A 15,916-nucleotide genomic window follows, 5' to 3' on the forward strand; every position below is an offset into this window, starting at 1 on the left:
AACCGCGGGCGCTTCAACCGCCCAAGGGTCCGTCTGTAACGCCGGAGACGCCGTCAGCGGGTTCGAGCGGTGTTCGCTTCAACCGCCCAAGGGTCCGTCTGTAACTCGCGCTGGCGCTCGGGGCGATTTACGCGGCGTCGCTTCAACCGCCCAAGGGTCCGTCTGTAACCATGCCCCATCTACGGGCCATAGGCCTGCTATAGCCTGTCTGCACAAAGTTGTTTTCGTCGACCGGCAATACCCCCTGAACCCCCCGGGGTCGACGAAAATGGTTCTTCTAAACCTATATCGTCGCCACAACGTGCTGATACCCGGCTTGGGACGGCACCGGCTGCAGCGTCAGCCCAGCCAACACTAATTCACGAAGCACTTCGGGCGGCACACTCTCCCGATCACGCAACACGGTGTCGAGGGTCCACGCGTCGTGCCGACTCGCGTTTGGTGCAACAACGTCAACAGCGATGGTCGGCACCGAATCGCGAATCGCTCGTGCGGCCCGCCGTACTTGCTTTCGGTCGTCGACGGTACAGCTCATGCCTCGACACCTCGCAGGAGATCACCGACTAGTGAGCCGCCAACGTGGGGGCCGTCATCCCAGCCACGTTTCTGCTGCGTGTGCTCGCACCAGTCACGAAGCGTCCGGTAGGGCGTCTCGGCGAGTTCGAATTTCTCAGCGTTCAGATCTTCGTCGATAACGACGACAGCAGCTTCGTAGCTGTCCCAGTAGTGAGCAGCGTCGTCACCGTCGACACCGACGAAGCACGGCTGCTGGGTCAGTCGGTCGCGGGCGATACGTTCTTGGGGATTGGCTTCTGTTCTCGACATGGGTCTGATCAAGAACCCACGTGCCTCGGTGCTAGGACACCGGGGCGATTTCCTGAACGAAACCGCCCAGCGACGCGTGCGTTCTTACTCGATGCTCATGGCTCCTGGCCACTTAGTGTTTGCGGGATACTGTGCAAATAAGAAAAATTTCAGCTGGTTCCGTAGTATCGATCTCGACCCTTCTCGGTTGCTCTGTTGTAGCCCTTGCTCTCGTCAGTACGTTCAACTAATCCTTCTTTGCGGAGTTCTTCAAGGTAGTTGTCGACACTACGCCTCTCAAACGTTGCTCCGCGCTTTTTCAGGTTATCGAATATTACTGCAGGCGGGAGTTCAAGACCAGACTCTACGAGGAGCCCGAGAACCATACGCTTCCGCTCCTCTTTCCCCATGCCAGAACCGTCTGCACGGATGGGCAAATTCTCTCCGGCTTTCCTGCTGTTGCAGGCTATTGGGCTACAATAGGTGGTATGGTCCATAGTTGCAGAATACCGTGCAAAGCACTAAGTGCTTGCGCATCTCACCGTTCTAGCACAGCCGACGCGTCGCTCCTCGGGCGTCGTTCGAAAACCGAGTGCGACGCCGTGTCATCACCACGGGCGCCGCGTCGGTCCAGAACCGCATGAACGCACACGCAACGGGGAGCCTTGAAACCTTCCCACGGACCGTGTCGTATCGTCAGCCGACTACCAAGCGTCATCATACTGAGCCACAGCACCGACGTCCTGCCTCTTGGCTCCGATTCCATCTCGACTGTGCTCGTCCTTGTTGGGACTACTCAGCTATTCTGGGAGGCCCAGAATGACGACCGACGACTGCTCGGGTGTCCAGCGCGATCTCCGCCAGACCATCTCCACCCTTGGCGACGACCTCGACGACCTCCCACCCAAGCACAACCTCAACGGGCGCGACCGTGACCCGATCACCCACAGCCGCGACCAGCCCCTCGACACCCTGCTCGAGCACCAGCGCCCCAGCTGTGGCCTCCTCGAAGATCGCACCAACACTACCCTGCTCGACGCCGGCCACAACCTGTGCGCCCACCAGGCCGCCACCCACCCATGTGACACTGCCCGCCCGCGGCCCAGCACTACTGGTGGTCCCACGACACCCCCCTATCGAAGTGAAACCGAACCCACAGATCCACAGCCAGCCCTGGCTCACAGCAGCCCAGCCACAATAGCTGTCTGCCAGCGTCTAGCAAGCCCCTGGCTGGCACTCGCCAGAACATGCCTCATGAGTCGCCCACGTACGGGACAGCACACCGACACGGGTGGGCGCAGCCCGATGCCAGAGAGTAGGTATGAGGTTCCCAGTAGTGGGCAACCACGGCCACGCCACACCACGTCGGTGAGCAAGTGGGGCGCTGGTGAGTTCGCACGACAATTGGATTATGGCAGTCCGCCAGCGCCCACTCGACATGTGTGGGCCACCTGTCATTACTGTTTGGGTACCGTCGGCAATTACAGGAAGGGAATGGGCCGCTGGCCAGTAGCAATCTGTCGACAACGAGAGGGGGCAGAGATGACCGGCGCTTGTCGACCCTGTCGCATACGGCTCCACACCGTCGCCAGCAGTCGTCGGTGGCAACACAGTACGCCAGGTCGGGAGGTGGCTGGCTAATGACAGCGACGCCGTGTCCCGCCGTCGGCGCAATCGTCGAACTGGCCGAGATCGATAGTGCGCCACGGCTGCTCGTCACCACCGTCGACGACAGTGACACTGTCACTGGCGTCTTGCTCGCGGATCTGGCCGCCGAGACGCGCCAGCGCCTCGCCTCTGTCGATGGCCGCCACCGTCGCAAGGAGCTGGTCCTCGCGATGACACAGACTACTGCGCTCGCGCGGTTCTGTGTGCCAGTCGCGGAGTGTCGGCAGGTCGATGTGTCGAGTATCCAGAGCTGGCAGTCAGCGGGGGAGCCGGAATGCTAAGCGCTACACATCGACGGCGTTTGCTGCGCGGTCGAAAAGTGGCCCTGACCGACGGCAGCTGTCAGAGGCTAGGAACCGGCCAGGGCCGTGCTGGGATGCACATTAGCTTGTGTGGTAAAGGTATGCGTTGGTATTGCAAGCCACACTCGGTGATAGCACCGCGATGTCGTCATCAACGGCGTAAAAATGGGACTAGGAGTGCCTCTGACAGCTCTCGTTACTGCATTTCACTCATCAGCCGGCCAGTTGGAAAAGGTTTCTTGCCGATCCGATGGGACTGTCCCACCCAGTTCTACCGTCCTCGCTCAGGCTGGCCCCACTACACAGCTGGCGCTGTCTCGCCAACCAGAGGTGGTGGTCGCTGATGGCCCCAGACCCCTCCCATACTACTGCAAGCGAGTCAGCGTCCACACAGACGACGCAGTGGCGACTGCGTTACCAGGTCGGGGACCTCGTCCACTATACCGAGTGGACCGCCGAGTTCGCCGCCGTCGAGAATCTCGCCGTGCAGTATCGGGAGGGCGACTACGGGCACGACGTCGTCATCGAGCGCCGCACGGAGGTTGAGGGATGAAGCCGCTCGGTCCTGACGGCGCTCTCGATAGCGTCCACTCTCCCGCGAGCAACGGCCACGCGCTGCTGACCGCCGCTCGATCATAGCCCGTCCCGTGGTCGGTCACTCCGGTTCGATTCCGGAACGGGCCCTGTGGTCAGTATGCCACGCAACACCAACGCCGACGAGAGCGAGACCGAGAGTACAGCCACCGACGACCAGCTGGCCGCCCAGCTTGGGATGGACCTCGGCGATGAGGATGCGCCTGATACTGAGACGCTGCAGGAACTCGTGGGGCAGCTAGAGGGGAAAACGGCACCCCCCGTTTCGAGTGTTCTCGAAGGACTGGTCGCGACCATCGACAGTCTGCAAGATCGGGTCGACGAACTCGAAGCCCAGCAAGAGCAGACCCACGACATCGCGACGACCGCTGTTGGGCAGTCAGCTGAAGCCGAGAGCCGGCTCGACGACGTTGAAGAGCAACAAGAGGAAACCCACGAGATCGCCAAGAGCGCCATCGCGAAAGCGCAGCAACTGGAAGCGGATCCCGACCAGCAGGAAGACGCCGAGACACTGCCGGAGGGTATCGAACCGAGTTCGTCACCGCTAGACTTCTTTGCGAACTGCCGGCAGGCCAAAGTGAAGACGATGTTCGTCGAGCGGTCGAATCGCCAGAACACGTATCGGGCGATTAGCGTCGCGAAGCGGTGGCCAGAGTTCGCGACCGAACGCACCGATGGGAGTGGCGTGTTCTTCACCAAGGATGATGTCGAGACCGCTCTGACCGCCGAACTGGGGAAAGAACCGCACCGGCAGACAGTCAAACGCGTCTGGGAGAAACTGATCGAGATAGGCGGTGACGATCTGGTCGAGAAGACACGCCAGGTCGGCCGGGACCAGGCGAAGACGGAGTTGCTCGCGATAGACATGGAGGTCGCCGAGAGCTTAGTCGAGCAACGCTACGTCGGCCTGGACTTGTTGGAGAATGGTGACCGAAAAGCAACCACAGGCGGCGTCACACCCGTTGTGGTAGAGTCTTCCGGGTAACCCTGTGACGAGCACCGATTGAGAAGGGGATCAGCATAGAATCGACGTGGATGGACGCGGTGGCACGTGCCCTGCTGCCGCTGACGCTGCTGTTTGCTAGCTGCAGTAACCGGGAGCGACCCCATTCTTACAGGAGTGGAGTGAGTGTTTATCACACGAACGGAGCGACCACTCCCGATTCGCTGTTCACAACGGGTGTGACGCCCTTCAAGAGAAGAGGATGGCGGAGATTCACCGCTTCAAGGATATCGGTGACGGAGACGTTACTGGCCAGTCACCGCGTACAGTCTACCGTTGGAACTGGCATCCCCGATGAAAAGCGTTCTATCGGTGACAGCAGGTGACTGGTATGGGCGAGACTCTAGGTCGAAGTGCCATCGCTTCGTCCCCGTATTCGCGTAGATACGTTCATCTCCCCAACTCGGGATAGAGACGGTATCTGCATCGACGGCCGGCGAATCCAAGGTCTCGCCTGTGTCGGCCTCCCACTGTGACCCATTCGCAGTATCGACTGCGAAACGGTGGAGTGCTCTCTCAGGAGACGCGGCAAAACAGCAGTCAGGTGATTCTCGGCCACCGGTGTTTGAATATTTGATCGAGGACAAATTATTTGAACCGGGCAGTACAAGACCTAGTAGAATGGCTGACTCGAATCCGGGATCGTGGACAGAGAGTATGAGCGGGCGTGAGCGCGTCCGGCACGTCGTGGAGCTGCTGGACGAGCCAACACCGGTGCAGGAGATTGCAGACCGGGCAGACGTCTCACGCGCGACAGCTGACGATGAACTTCGGCGACTGCAGAGTGACGACTGGGTCACTGAAACGACTGTCGATGGGACGAAAGCGTACGACCTGAACCCCGTGCGGATGCTCTTCGACGAAGTGACGGACCTGATCGAGGCCCACTCGCGCGACGAACTGGAGAGCCAGCTCACGGAGCTGAAGGAGGAACAGGAAGAGTTGGCTGCAGAGTACGACGTCGGTTCGCTCGACGAGTTCCGGAAGCAACTCGCTGACGAGAACTTCTCGGCTGCGGAGCTTCGTGAGCGTCGTAACGTGATCGCCACATGGGAGGCAATCAACACGGAACTCGGGCTCGTGAAGCACGCCCTCCAACTGTACGATGACGTTGTAGAACTCTCGTCACCACGGACTGGCTCTCCCTCGACACTCGCCTAATGGCCATTTTCCTCGCTAATCGGGCAAACTTGCAGAGCAAGCGGCTCCACGACCGCATCCAGAATCGACTCAACGGCACGTTCGAGAATGTTCGACGACGGCGTGCTGAACCCCGCGAAGCTGGGCCGTACCGGGTCGTCGCCGACGTGAACCCGCGGCAGTTCCTTGGAGATGACGAGTACCCGGTGACTGATGCGCGGGTCGAGATCGGGTTTCAATTACGAACCAGCGACCCGTACGAGTACTACTGGTTCAATTGGATCGAGCCAGAGCGCAGTCTGCTTGTTGGGTGGCATCAGGATGATACGCACGACGACCTCGGACCAGTTCACCTGCAAGTGAACGATGGGGCAACGGCTGTCGATCATCAACGGGCGCAGTTCATCGACTCGCACCCGCTTGATGTCGTGGAACAGCAACTCGCCTCGCTCCACGATGCAGTCTTCGCTGTCGAGTGGGAGCAGGGACGCCCTGTCGGATTCGACGGGTCCGCGTCAGTAGTTGCGTAGTGTTCTCCTGCCGTCCGTTCTGACTCGCTTCAGGGGTACTAATTCAACGTGACATCCTCCTCGCCGTAAACGGCGGGATTCTCTCCTCGCAAACAGATAGCCCTTCTCGCAGCTCTCATCCCGAGTGTATCGCGCTCGCGATGACGACGCCAATACTCCGGTACAGTCGCTGTCGCAGATGCCGACTGGCTCGATGGTGGGTCAGCCAAAGACGCCTACATTTCGCCGTGATATACAGCGACGCTCAAACACCGAGATTTCGACCGCCGGCAAGGAAGACTGGCACTAACCGTCGTTGGTGAGGCGATTTCCGAATTCTACCGGTACACGCCGTCTCCTGACAAGTTACTTCCCGTCGCTTGGTAGCCGGGGAGGGAAGATACCTGTCCGATTGTCGTGAGTAAGGAATGCCCGATGAGACCGATTCATTAGCTGATGAGCAATCGCTCTCAAGTGTCGAAGTCTCAACAACCGAACCCCAGCTGAGGAGGTCCTAAACTAGACAGTGCCGAGGAGGGCGATTGTTTATAATTCTGAGATATACGAACTCCTAAATACAGAGCGCGCATACAGCAGCAAGTCTTTTCTTCTTCGTGGTTCACTCGTTTACTCCTAACATAACTCTGGCGTTAAAATGGTACCAATTCACATGGTCCCATCGTGTATCTGAGAGTACAAGTAAACCAATGAAGATAGCTAAAGAAGAGATCCCAGCCGAGATCGACAGCCCACCCGCTATCGCTCGCCACCAACGGGACTTCGGTGATGCATCCGACTATGGAAACCTCGCTGCAGAATATTTCTCACTTAAGCAGGGTACAGATATCACAGCACTACTCAAAGGACTAGAAAACGACCACTGCCAGTCGCCTCACTGGGGATACGTGATAAGCGGCGAGCTGACCGTCACCTACACCGACGGCAGCGAAGAAGTAGACAAGGGCGGCGATATGTACTATTGGCCACCGGGGCATACTGTCCGAGCCGAGGAGGACACCGACGTCGTGATGTTTAGTCCTCAACACGAACACGGGGAAGTCATCAATCACATGCGGAATAACATGGAAGAGAACGCGTAAACTCTCTGGAAAAACTAGTGGGACCCCGAGAACGTGTTCCGCCTGAATCACAACGTCGAACCGACAGCATAGAGATCTCAATGAATCTCTCGAATCGGGTGAGTGAAATCGAGACCCGGATTGGCAGGTCCCCGTGGGCTGATCACGAGTACGTCCGCGGCTACTCGGTTATGGTGGCTCCGTTTGCCGCAGGCGACCTGCTTGGGCTCCGAGTCTGGCCCCAGAGTGACTTTGGGCCCTACGTGTCTGTTTGGCATCGATCACCCGATGGTGATTGGTCGATATACAGCGACGGACTCTCCCTGGAGACCACGTGCTCGCGGTACTGGAACCCCGCTATTCAGCAAGCGAGCCTCACCCCCATCGACGTCAGCTGGCCCGGGCCGAACGAGTTACGCGTCGAGATGGACGAGCCACACCTGGTCTGGACGATGACGATTTTCGCGCCGCTGTTCCTCAAGGGGTTCAACGCGGTGAGTTCGAAACTTCCGCTCTGGACGTGGAAACCCAGCCTCTTGCGACGGGGCCGGGAGTGGCTGGCCAAGCGAGTGCTCGGCATGGGTGAGCTGCAGTTCTCGTTTACCATGCCGAGCGGTCAGGATACCGTCATCATGCCAGAAGAGGTATTCTTCATCGATGATTCGGACGCCAAGCTGAATGGTCGCTCTCTTGGCGATCTAGTTCGGCTAAAAACGAACCCGACGATTGGGGGCGTTCCGTTACCAACCCGGCCGACGTTCGTCCTCGGCCAGGCACATATGGAAACAACGAATTCAGAGGAATATAGACGAACACGAGAACAAGCCCAGCGGTCGGTAGCTTCTGCTTCGACGACAAACCCCTCACCAGAAAATGACTAACGCCGATCAACACGACAACGGTGCAAGAGTTATAGTCAACAGACGCTGTATTGACAGAGGCGTCATCGCCCTCCCACTTCGGGGTAATAAACAAGCCCTATCGAGCGCCTCGACGAGCGGTTGCTGGTCGTCTGGTGGGGCCGTTGACAATATTCCCGAAGACGCGACCACGTTCTGGCACTGGAACAGGTCGTTCCTGCTGACCGTCGAGGCCAGTGGGGAGGTTCCCGGTGGTAACAACGCATACGACCCCGGGACCCGCTTCCACATCAATCGGAACATCACATCGCGGACGGGGAATGACTGATGAGTCCGCACTCACCAGGGGACACCGCTCCATCAGACCTCTCAATAGTGGAGCGAAACGAGCAACTCGTTCGAGAGTATTTCGAGGCTGTCTGGAATGAGGGAAATATGTCGGTGTTCGATACGGCTCTAGTGAGCGATGACTACGTCATGCACCATCAGTCGGACACGGAGTACTCGCTTGCGGACCTGCGAACAGCATGGACCGACTGGCACCTGGGGTTTCCCGACCTCTCGAACGAGATCAAGGACCTGATCGCGACTGAGAACCGTGTCGTCATCCGGTACCGATTTTCGGGGACCCACGAGGGACCAGTCATGGACGTACCAGCCACGGGCAGACGTGTCGAAACCGTCGGGATCGTCATCTTCAGAATCGAGGACGGACAGCTCGTTGAGGAATGGGCGATGGACGACATCGTCGCTCTCTTAGAACAGCTCGGCGAACTCGGTGAGGCCACCCCCTCAATAACGGAGCCATGAGACGTGACGTGACGTTCGACTCGGAAGGGGCAGAGATGAGTGCCTGGTTCTACGCCCCCGACACACCGTCACCGTGGCCGCTGGTCGTCATGGCCCACGGGTTCTCCGCGACCAAACAGATGGTCGCTGACAGGTATGCCGAAGCGTTCCGCGAGGCGGGCCTGGCCGTGTTATTGTACGACCACCGGGGCTTCGGTGCAAGCGGTGGCGAACCGCGCCAGCAGATCAATCCCTGGATGCAGGCACGTGGATACCGCGACGCAGTCTCGTATGCGACCACACTCGACGAGGTCGATCCATCTCGGATCGCACTGTGGGGCGATAGTTACAGTAGTGGTGCTTCGCTGGTCGTGGCCGCCCTTGATGATCGGGTGGCAGCACTGGTCGTTCAGGTCCCAGCGCTCGGAGCGGAGGTGCCGCCGAACGATCCCGATGGCTCCCTCCGTGAATCGATCGAGCAGACGGTTCGCTCCGGATCGGTTGAACCGACTGCGGACGAGATTCGGGGGCCGATGCCAGTCGTGTGGGACGATCAGGATCGGCGTCCCTCGGCCCTCACACCGGAGACGGCGTTTCGCTGGTTCAACGGCTATGGTACCCGTACGGGCACGAACTGGACGAACGAGGTCACGGTCGTCCGTCCAGAGCACCCCGCCCAGTGGTATCCCGGACTGTGTGCGTCGGACGTATCGTGTCCGGCCCTATTCGTGGTGTCTCCCGACGACGAGATGGTCCGGTCGTCTCCTGCTGTGGCACGCGACGCGTACGAGCGACTGGCCGGGCCAAAAGAGTGGGTAGAGATTCCCGGTGGGCATTTCGGGCTGCTGTATTACCCGAGCGAGACGTTCGATAGAGCGTCGTCCGCACAATCGCGGTTCCTTACAGAGACGCTTCTGGCAGATGATGAGTGAAAACGGGGTATCGACCAGAGCGGATGCCTGGTTCAACGAGGCCGCCAAACGCCAGTCCTGTCATCTCTACACTTCTATCCACAGGTCGAGCACGGTCACTAAGTGTGAGAGACTGCGTGTTCGTAGTTCGTTCCAACCATCGGTGAGTCGACGTCACAGTTGGAGAAAGACTGGAACCGTTTCTCGGCCTGTCCTACCGAATGAGTAAGTCATCCATGTCTCGCAACCGGACTGTCGGGTTGTTTCTCCTCGTCACGCTTCTGTTCGGAACGGCCTTCCCAGCAGTGAAGACCGGCTTATCGTTCATCCCGCCGTTGTTGTTCGCAGCGGCCCGGAGCTACCTGGCTGCCGCTCTCCTGTTGATCTACGTCGGCGCAACGACTGAGTATTGGTATCCCCGCTCTCGACGGGACGTGACGGCGGTACTCGCGGGGGGATTATTTTTGGTCGGCGGGACGGGTATCGGGTTCGTTGCCCAGCAGTTCATCGCCGCCGGGGTTGCTGCAATCATCTTCAGTCTCGCTCCCATCATTACCGCCGTACTCGCGTGGCCGCTCCTCCCGGCCGAGCGACTCGGCGGCCGCGATTACGCCGGCGTTTTCCTGGGCTTCGTTGGGATCGCCATCGTTATCCGTCCAGATCCGACAAGCCTTCTTGATCCGGAACTTGTCGGAAAAATGCTCTTTTTTGTCGGCGTAATCGTTGTGGAGCTTGGAGCTGTCCTCGTCCGACGGAGCCAGACTGCGATGCCAATTCCGGCACTTACCGGTTGGGCAATGGTACTTGGGGGAACCGTCCATATCGGATTTGCAATCGCGACCGGCGAATCGATTACCAGCGTCCAGCTGACGCCCCTGGCAGTAATGATAGTGATCTATCTCAGCGTCTTTATTGGAGCGTTTGGACTCGTGATGTATCTCGCACTGATGGGCGAGGTGGGACCGTTGAAAGCGAATATGACGACCTATCTCACCCCCATCATTGCCCTAGCAATTGGATGGATACTACTGGGTGAGCGCATCCAGTCCCCGACACTCGTCGGCTTTGGAGTCATCGTCGCCGGATTTGCGCTACTAGAGAGTCGGGAAATCAGCGCCGACCTCGTCAAGTACCGAAGCCTATTCCGGTGACCGATCACGAATTACAACGATTGGTGTCCCTTAAAATTGCCTCAGTGATACCAAAAGCCAACAGAAGGAATCTACAAGGTCGCCAAGAGTGCGAAAGCCCAGCAACTCGAAGTGGATCCTGACCAGCAGGAAGATGCTGAGACCCTGCCCGAGGGTATCGAACCGAGTTCCTCGCCGCTCGATTTCTTCGCGAACTGCCGGCAGGCCAAAGTGAAGACGATGTTCGTCGAGCGGTCGAACCGCCAGAACACGTATCGAGCGATTTGTGTCGTCAAGCGATGGCCCGAGTTCGCGACTGAACGCACCGATGGAAGTGGCGTCTTCTTCACCAAGGACGATGTGGAGACTGCTCTGACTGCCGAGCTGGGCAAGGAGCCGCATCGGCAGACAGTCAAGCGTGTCTGGGAGAAACTGCAGGAGCTCGGCGGTGATGATCTGGTCGCAAAGACCCGCCAGGTCGGCCGGGACCAGACACAGACCGAGTTGCTCGTGATGGACATGGAGGCCGCTGAAGGATTGGTCGAGCAACGCTACGTCGGCTTAGATCTCTTGGAGAACGGCGACCGGAAGGCAACGACTGGCGGCGTCACGCCCGTTGTGGTGGAGTCTTCCACCTAACCCTGTGACGAGCACCAATTGAGAAGGGGATCGGCAGAGAACCGACGCTCCTGGACGCGGTGGCACGTGCCCTGCCGCCGCTGGCGTTGCTGTTCGGTAGCTGTAGCAACCGGGAGCGACCCCATTCTTACAGGAGTGTAGTGAGTGTTCGTCACACGAACGGAGCGACCAGTCTCAAATCCTGGTTCACAACGGGTGTGACAAATATCGCAGCAACGTGTCTCGGTTTTGGACCACCGTCATCGCCATATCGAGCAGCTACACTGACTGCCGTAGCGGAGCGGCCACAGACAAGAACTCACAAGAGCGGGCGCCACGGATATTTAAGATGCCGCAGCGTAGTCATACAGACATGGCGACGGATCTCACCGAGCGGGTACAAGAGCTCGCAGAAGCCCGAAACGTCCCCGAATCCGAGATCCTCGAACAAGCGCTGGAACGGGGTGTCGAAGACCTCTGGGTCGATTTGATTCTCTCGCGATACGTGAACGATGAGCTCGATCGAAAAACAGCAATCGAGTTAGTCGGCCGAGACCGTGTCAAGCGTGCAGAGCGCGAACTATCGGTCGTCGAGGACGATGTCCGCTGGGGACTTGATGCGTGATCGTCGCGGTCGCTGATACAGGGCCACTCATCCACCTCGCAGAAATCAACGCACTTGAGTTGCTCTCGGTCGTCGACGACCTCCTGATTCCCGAGACTGTACTCGATGAACTCGAGACCGGAACGGTCCCACCGTCTCTCAGTACCATTGAGTACGAACTCGTCGACGCAGACACAGCCGACCTCACAGTGGACTTGGATCCTGGCGAAACTGCCGCACTCGCAGTCGCAGCTGACCGCTCGGCTATCCTGCTGACCGATGACCTTGCAGCAAGAGAGGCTGCGACTGACCGTGATATCGAGGTGCATGGGTCAATCGGCATTCTCGTGCTGGGATCTCAGCGTGGCGACCTCTCGAAATCGACTGCAATCGAACGCATGCGAGCACTGCAAGCTGAGACCAGTCTATTCGTTACCGAGGCAGTCGTAGAACGGGGCATCGAACTGCTCGAGAACTCAGGTTAAGAGAGACTATCGGCTTCGAGAGTGTCACAGCTTAGTGCCGCACCTGATGTCTTGCACCCAAGAGCGATCCCATTCGTGCAGGCGTGGAGTGAGTGTTCATAACACGAACGGAGCGGCCAGACCTGAACTCCGGTTCACAACGGGCGTGACGAATATCGTATACTAGGACTGCTTTTGGGAGAGACACCAAGAGCCGTTCAGTATCGGTGGTGTGCGTATCACAATAGTAGCAGCGCGGAAGCCCACCGCTTCAGCGGTGGGTTAGCTGACAACCTGCGTTCCAGTACGTACGTTCATAGCCGCTCCAAAAGACAAATGACGACTCAGTAGCCAGCAAGACTATGCGACGTCGTCGACTCCTAATGACTGGCGGGGCGGCGTTCTTTACCGGGATCTCAGGTTGTGCACGTACGTCAGGTCAGTCGGCAGCGAATTTCAATGCTACAAGCCCAGCGTTCTCTACTAATAGTGAGTTACCAACCCGATTCACATGTGATGGAGCGGGAGTTTCTCCACCACTGATCGTCGAAAATATCCCCAAGCCGACGGCTGCACTAGCTGTCGCAGTCGAGTATGATCGTGGCGTAATCAATGAGCCAGTACTCTGGACACTCTGGAACGTCCCGACGCAAAATAGGATTCCCGCGGATATTCCTCGAACAGCAACCGTTGACTCGCTTGATGGCGCTCGGCAGGGACGACGGCCCGGACAGCCACCCGGATACGATCCGCCGTGTCCGCCAGCCGGTAAAGTATACGAACATCGGTTCCAAGTGCATGCACTCAGTGAGGAACTTCGAGTGAAGGGTGGTGCAACCCACGACACAGCGAGAGACGCGATCGGGAATAACGTCCTTGCAAGCAGTCGAATCACGGTTACATACACTCGTTCGGCTGAGACTACCGAACAGGAGTAGGCGTGACGAGTTCAGCAGCCGATACTCCGTCAAGAAACTACTAGTTTAAATTATGCTGCTATTTTTCACCGAGAACAATCTCTCCATTTTCGACGCCGTATGCCAGTTGCTTCAATCGAATCTGTGGCAATGGTTTCTGTGACTGATCGAAAAAATCAGGACTGCTCCATCCAAGTCGGTTTCTCTCCCCTCTGCAACGAGTATCTCATTCACTTTGCGCTCGGACCCCAACCCCGGATTCCTATGAAATTGTGTGAGTGTGGAGAGTACAACGATGGTTGAGCCAGTCCGTACTGTAACACCATTCGGGATTCGACTTGGTCAAAAGCGATCGTCATATGAACTCGTTACTCCTGTAGTTCTGTACGACCACGATTTGCTCCAAGTAGCACTCTCCTAGCTACGAAAGAGATATACTCAACACAGCGGTGTTAATAATACAGAGCCTATATTTTAATAATATAGGTGTAATTACACCCCTATTTCTGGCAGCTAGATTAATAACAATGGGCTATCTAGCGTTCCACAATGACCTCGTCTGGTCGGGATTCACACGACGCGGCCGCGGAATCCCGTGCACACGACCACGATGACGAAGAGCACGATCATGATCGTGATCACGAGTACGACGAAGCAAGCACGACAGCAATAGAAGATGGTACCGTCGCTCAGTTCTCGGTTCCCGAAATGGATTGTCCGTCCTGTGCTGGGAAAGTCGAGAACAGCGTCCAGAAAATCGACGGCATCAACGATGTTGACCCGCAGGTGACAACAGGGACACTCACTGTCTCCTACGAGAGCGACCAGACGACAACAGATGCCATCGCCGACCGTGTAGAGAAAGCAGGATACGATGTCGACAATTCCGGGGCGGTCACGGCGAAATTCACCGTCCCGGAAATGGACTGTCCCTCGTGTGCTGGCAAGGTCGAGAACGCGCTCGAGGGGGTCGCTGGCGTATCGATGTCGGACCCGCAGCCAACGACCGGCAAGGTCGCGGTCACGTACGATTCGACGACCGTTACTGCGGAAGACATCGTCGCCGCCATCGAGAGCGCGGGCTATGAGGTTACAAACACTACTTCCGACGGCACCGAAGGCAGTGACGACCGCGATTCACAGGAACGAATCTGGACGAGTGCACGTGCGATCAAAACGTGGATCAGTGGTGGCTTCGTCGCACTCGGTCTCCTCTTCGAGTTCGTCCTCCTCGAGCGGAATACCCAGGTCGCAAGTCTCGTTGGTAGCGAACTCCTCGTTGCGGACGTACTGTTTCTAATCGCCATCGCCGTTGGCGGTCAGGAAATCCTCCGGAACGGATACTATTCAGCCCGGAATGTGAACCTTGACATCGACTTCCTGATGTCGATCGCCATTCTCGGGGCGCTCGTCGCAAGTCTCGCGTTCGGGGAGGCGCTCTATTTCGAAGCCGCCACACTCGCGTTCCTCTTCAGTATCGCGGAACTCCTCGAGCGCTACTCGATGGACCGTGCACGCAATTCGCTCCAAGAGCTGATGGATCTCTCTCCGGACGAGGCGACCGTCAAACGGAACGGAACCGAGGAGACGATCCCAGTCGACGAGGTTGCGGTCGGTGATATCGTGGTCGTCAAACCTGGAGAGAAGGTTCCGATGGATGGTGCGGTCGTTGACGGCGAGAGCGCAGTAAACCAAGCACCGATCACTGGTGAGAGCGTGCCCGTCGATAAGACCGACGGCGACGAGGTGTACGCCGGCACCATCAACGAGGAGGGCTACCTCGAAGTGGAGGTCACCTCGAATGCAGGCGACAACACACTCTCCCGGATCGTCGAGATGGTCGAGGACGCCCAAGCCAACAAGACCGAGCGCGAGCAGTTCGTCGAGCGCTTCTCTGCATACTACACGCCGGTCGTCGTCATATTCGCCGTCCTCGTCACCGTGGGCAGTCCATACATCCTTGGGACGACGTGGTCGACAGCCGTCGTCTACGGACTAACGCTGCTCGTACTCGCGTGTCCGTGTGCGTTCGTCATCTCGACGCCTGTTTCAGTTGTGTCGGGCATCACTAGCGCCGCGAAGAACGGGGTCCTCATCAAAGGCGGGAACCACCTCGAAGCGATGGGCGCGGTCGACGTCGTCGCCTTCGACAAGACAGGGACGCTCACGAAGGGCGAACTCACCGTCACCGACGTCGTGCCGCTGAACGGCAACACTGATGACGATGTCCTTCGGTGTGCCCGCGGACTCGAACAGCGCAGCGAGCACCCCATCGGCGAAGCTATCGTCTCAGAGGCGGGCGCAGCCAGTGTCGTCGAACGTGAGATTGACGAGTTCGAGAGCATTACTGGGAAGGGTGTCCGGGCGAATCTTGACGGGACGCCCCACTTCGCCGGGAAGCCCGGGCTGTTCGAGGATCTCGGCTTCGACCTTTCACACGTCCACGCGACGACCGACGGTGGGGTTGTCACCCGAACCGCAGAGCAGCTGTGTGAACGCAACAACTGTCTCGACCTCCTCGAAG

General features: G+C 58.3%; 18 protein-coding genes, 1 pseudogene and 1 CRISPR repeat array (1 of these 20 cut by a window edge). Of the genes and pseudogenes, 15 read left to right on the forward strand and 4 right to left on the reverse strand.

Features of this window, described 5'->3' with window-relative positions; all coding sequences use genetic code 11:
• A CRISPR array of direct repeats spans positions 1 to 169; the repeat unit is 30 nt; unit sequence GCTTCAACCGCCCAAGGGTCCGTCTGTAAC (it extends 186 nt beyond the left edge of the window).
• A gap of 114 nt (positions 170 to 283) precedes the next feature.
• The 4 genes from EGH23_RS22075 to EGH23_RS22090 all read right to left on the reverse strand — a co-directional run bounded on the left by EGH23_RS22075 (position 284) and on the right by EGH23_RS22090 (position 1,866).
• Entirely contained in the window at positions 284 to 535 is a 252-nt protein-coding gene (locus tag EGH23_RS22075) for an acyl-CoA dehydrogenase N-terminal domain-containing protein (RefSeq protein WP_220582156.1), read from the reverse strand.
• Complete coding sequence (locus EGH23_RS22080) at positions 532 to 825, reverse strand: hypothetical protein (protein WP_220582157.1); 294 nt, start codon at positions 823 to 825, stop codon at positions 532 to 534. Before EGH23_RS22080 ends, EGH23_RS22075 begins: the two co-directional genes overlap by 4 nt.
• Before the next feature lie 149 nt (positions 826 to 974).
• Positions 975 to 1,301, reverse strand: a complete 327-nt coding sequence (locus EGH23_RS22085; RefSeq protein ID WP_220582158.1) for a hypothetical protein — start codon at positions 1,299 to 1,301, stop codon at positions 975 to 977.
• Positions 1,302 to 1,596: 295 nt separating this feature from the next.
• A complete protein-coding gene (locus EGH23_RS22090) occupies positions 1,597 to 1,866 on the reverse strand; it encodes a hypothetical protein (RefSeq protein ID WP_220582159.1) in 270 nt (89 codons plus the stop codon).
• A gap of 578 nt (positions 1,867 to 2,444) precedes the next feature.
• Here EGH23_RS22090 and EGH23_RS22095 point away from each other — a divergent pair.
• From EGH23_RS22095 to EGH23_RS22170, 15 genes and pseudogenes are all read left to right on the forward strand, one after another.
• Complete coding sequence (locus EGH23_RS22095) at positions 2,445 to 2,753, forward strand: hypothetical protein (protein ID WP_220582160.1); 309 nt, start codon at positions 2,445 to 2,447, stop codon at positions 2,751 to 2,753.
• Positions 2,754 to 3,117: 364 nt separating this feature from the next.
• On the forward strand, positions 3,118 to 3,327 hold the full coding sequence (locus EGH23_RS22100; protein WP_425433264.1) for a hypothetical protein: 210 nt from the start codon (positions 3,118 to 3,120) through the stop codon (positions 3,325 to 3,327).
• A gap of 141 nt (positions 3,328 to 3,468) precedes the next feature.
• Positions 3,469 to 4,353 (forward strand): hypothetical protein, encoded by an 885-nt coding sequence (locus EGH23_RS22105; protein ID WP_220582161.1) that lies wholly within the window; start codon positions 3,469 to 3,471, stop codon positions 4,351 to 4,353.
• A gap of 675 nt (positions 4,354 to 5,028) precedes the next feature.
• The gene (locus EGH23_RS22115; protein ID WP_220582163.1) at positions 5,029 to 5,532 is read left to right on the forward strand and encodes a winged helix-turn-helix domain-containing protein; all 504 of its coding nucleotides are present in this window, start codon (positions 5,029 to 5,031) and stop codon (positions 5,530 to 5,532) included.
• Positions 5,532 to 6,041 carry a hypothetical protein gene (locus EGH23_RS22120; RefSeq protein ID WP_220582164.1) on the forward strand — a complete coding sequence of 170 codons (510 nt, stop codon included), beginning with the start codon at positions 5,532 to 5,534 and terminating at the stop codon, positions 6,039 to 6,041. Before EGH23_RS22115 ends, EGH23_RS22120 begins: the two co-directional genes overlap by 1 nt.
• A 686-nt stretch (positions 6,042 to 6,727) precedes the next feature.
• On the forward strand, positions 6,728 to 7,120 hold the full coding sequence (locus tag EGH23_RS22125; protein WP_220582165.1) for a cupin domain-containing protein: 393 nt from the start codon (positions 6,728 to 6,730) through the stop codon (positions 7,118 to 7,120).
• 404 nt (positions 7,121 to 7,524) lie between these two features.
• Entirely contained in the window at positions 7,525 to 7,980 is a 456-nt protein-coding gene (locus EGH23_RS22130) for a hypothetical protein (RefSeq protein ID WP_220582166.1), read from the forward strand.
• A gap of 306 nt (positions 7,981 to 8,286) precedes the next feature.
• Positions 8,287 to 8,769 (forward strand): ester cyclase, encoded by a 483-nt coding sequence (locus tag EGH23_RS22135; RefSeq protein ID WP_220582167.1) that lies wholly within the window; start codon positions 8,287 to 8,289, stop codon positions 8,767 to 8,769.
• A complete protein-coding gene (locus EGH23_RS22140; protein ID WP_220582168.1) occupies positions 8,766 to 9,680 on the forward strand; it encodes an alpha/beta hydrolase in 915 nt (304 codons plus the stop codon). Before EGH23_RS22135 ends, EGH23_RS22140 begins: the two co-directional genes overlap by 4 nt.
• A 215-nt stretch (positions 9,681 to 9,895) precedes the next feature.
• Positions 9,896 to 10,810: a DMT family transporter gene (locus EGH23_RS22145; protein ID WP_220582169.1), complete on the forward strand. Its 915-nt coding sequence runs from the start codon at positions 9,896 to 9,898 to the stop codon at positions 10,808 to 10,810.
• 75 nt (positions 10,811 to 10,885) lie between these two features.
• A pseudogene (locus tag EGH23_RS22150) lies at positions 10,886 to 11,428 on the forward strand (hypothetical protein); the annotation flags it as partial.
• Positions 11,429 to 11,780: 352 nt separating this feature from the next.
• Positions 11,781 to 12,032: a ribbon-helix-helix protein, CopG family gene (locus EGH23_RS22155; protein ID WP_220582170.1), complete on the forward strand. Its 252-nt coding sequence runs from the start codon at positions 11,781 to 11,783 to the stop codon at positions 12,030 to 12,032.
• Complete coding sequence (locus tag EGH23_RS22160; protein WP_220582171.1) at positions 12,029 to 12,496, forward strand: PIN domain-containing protein; 468 nt, start codon at positions 12,029 to 12,031, stop codon at positions 12,494 to 12,496. Before EGH23_RS22155 ends, EGH23_RS22160 begins: the two co-directional genes overlap by 4 nt.
• Positions 12,497 to 12,858: 362 nt before the next feature.
• On the forward strand, positions 12,859 to 13,413 hold the full coding sequence (locus EGH23_RS22165; protein WP_236045009.1) for a YbhB/YbcL family Raf kinase inhibitor-like protein: 555 nt from the start codon (positions 12,859 to 12,861) through the stop codon (positions 13,411 to 13,413).
• A 528-nt stretch (positions 13,414 to 13,941) separates the two neighbouring features.
• On the forward strand, positions 13,942 to 15,916 hold a 1,975-nt coding region (locus EGH23_RS22170), incomplete at its 3' end, for a heavy metal translocating P-type ATPase (RefSeq protein WP_220582173.1).

The sequence above is a fragment of the Haloarcula nitratireducens genome (assembly GCF_019599505.1).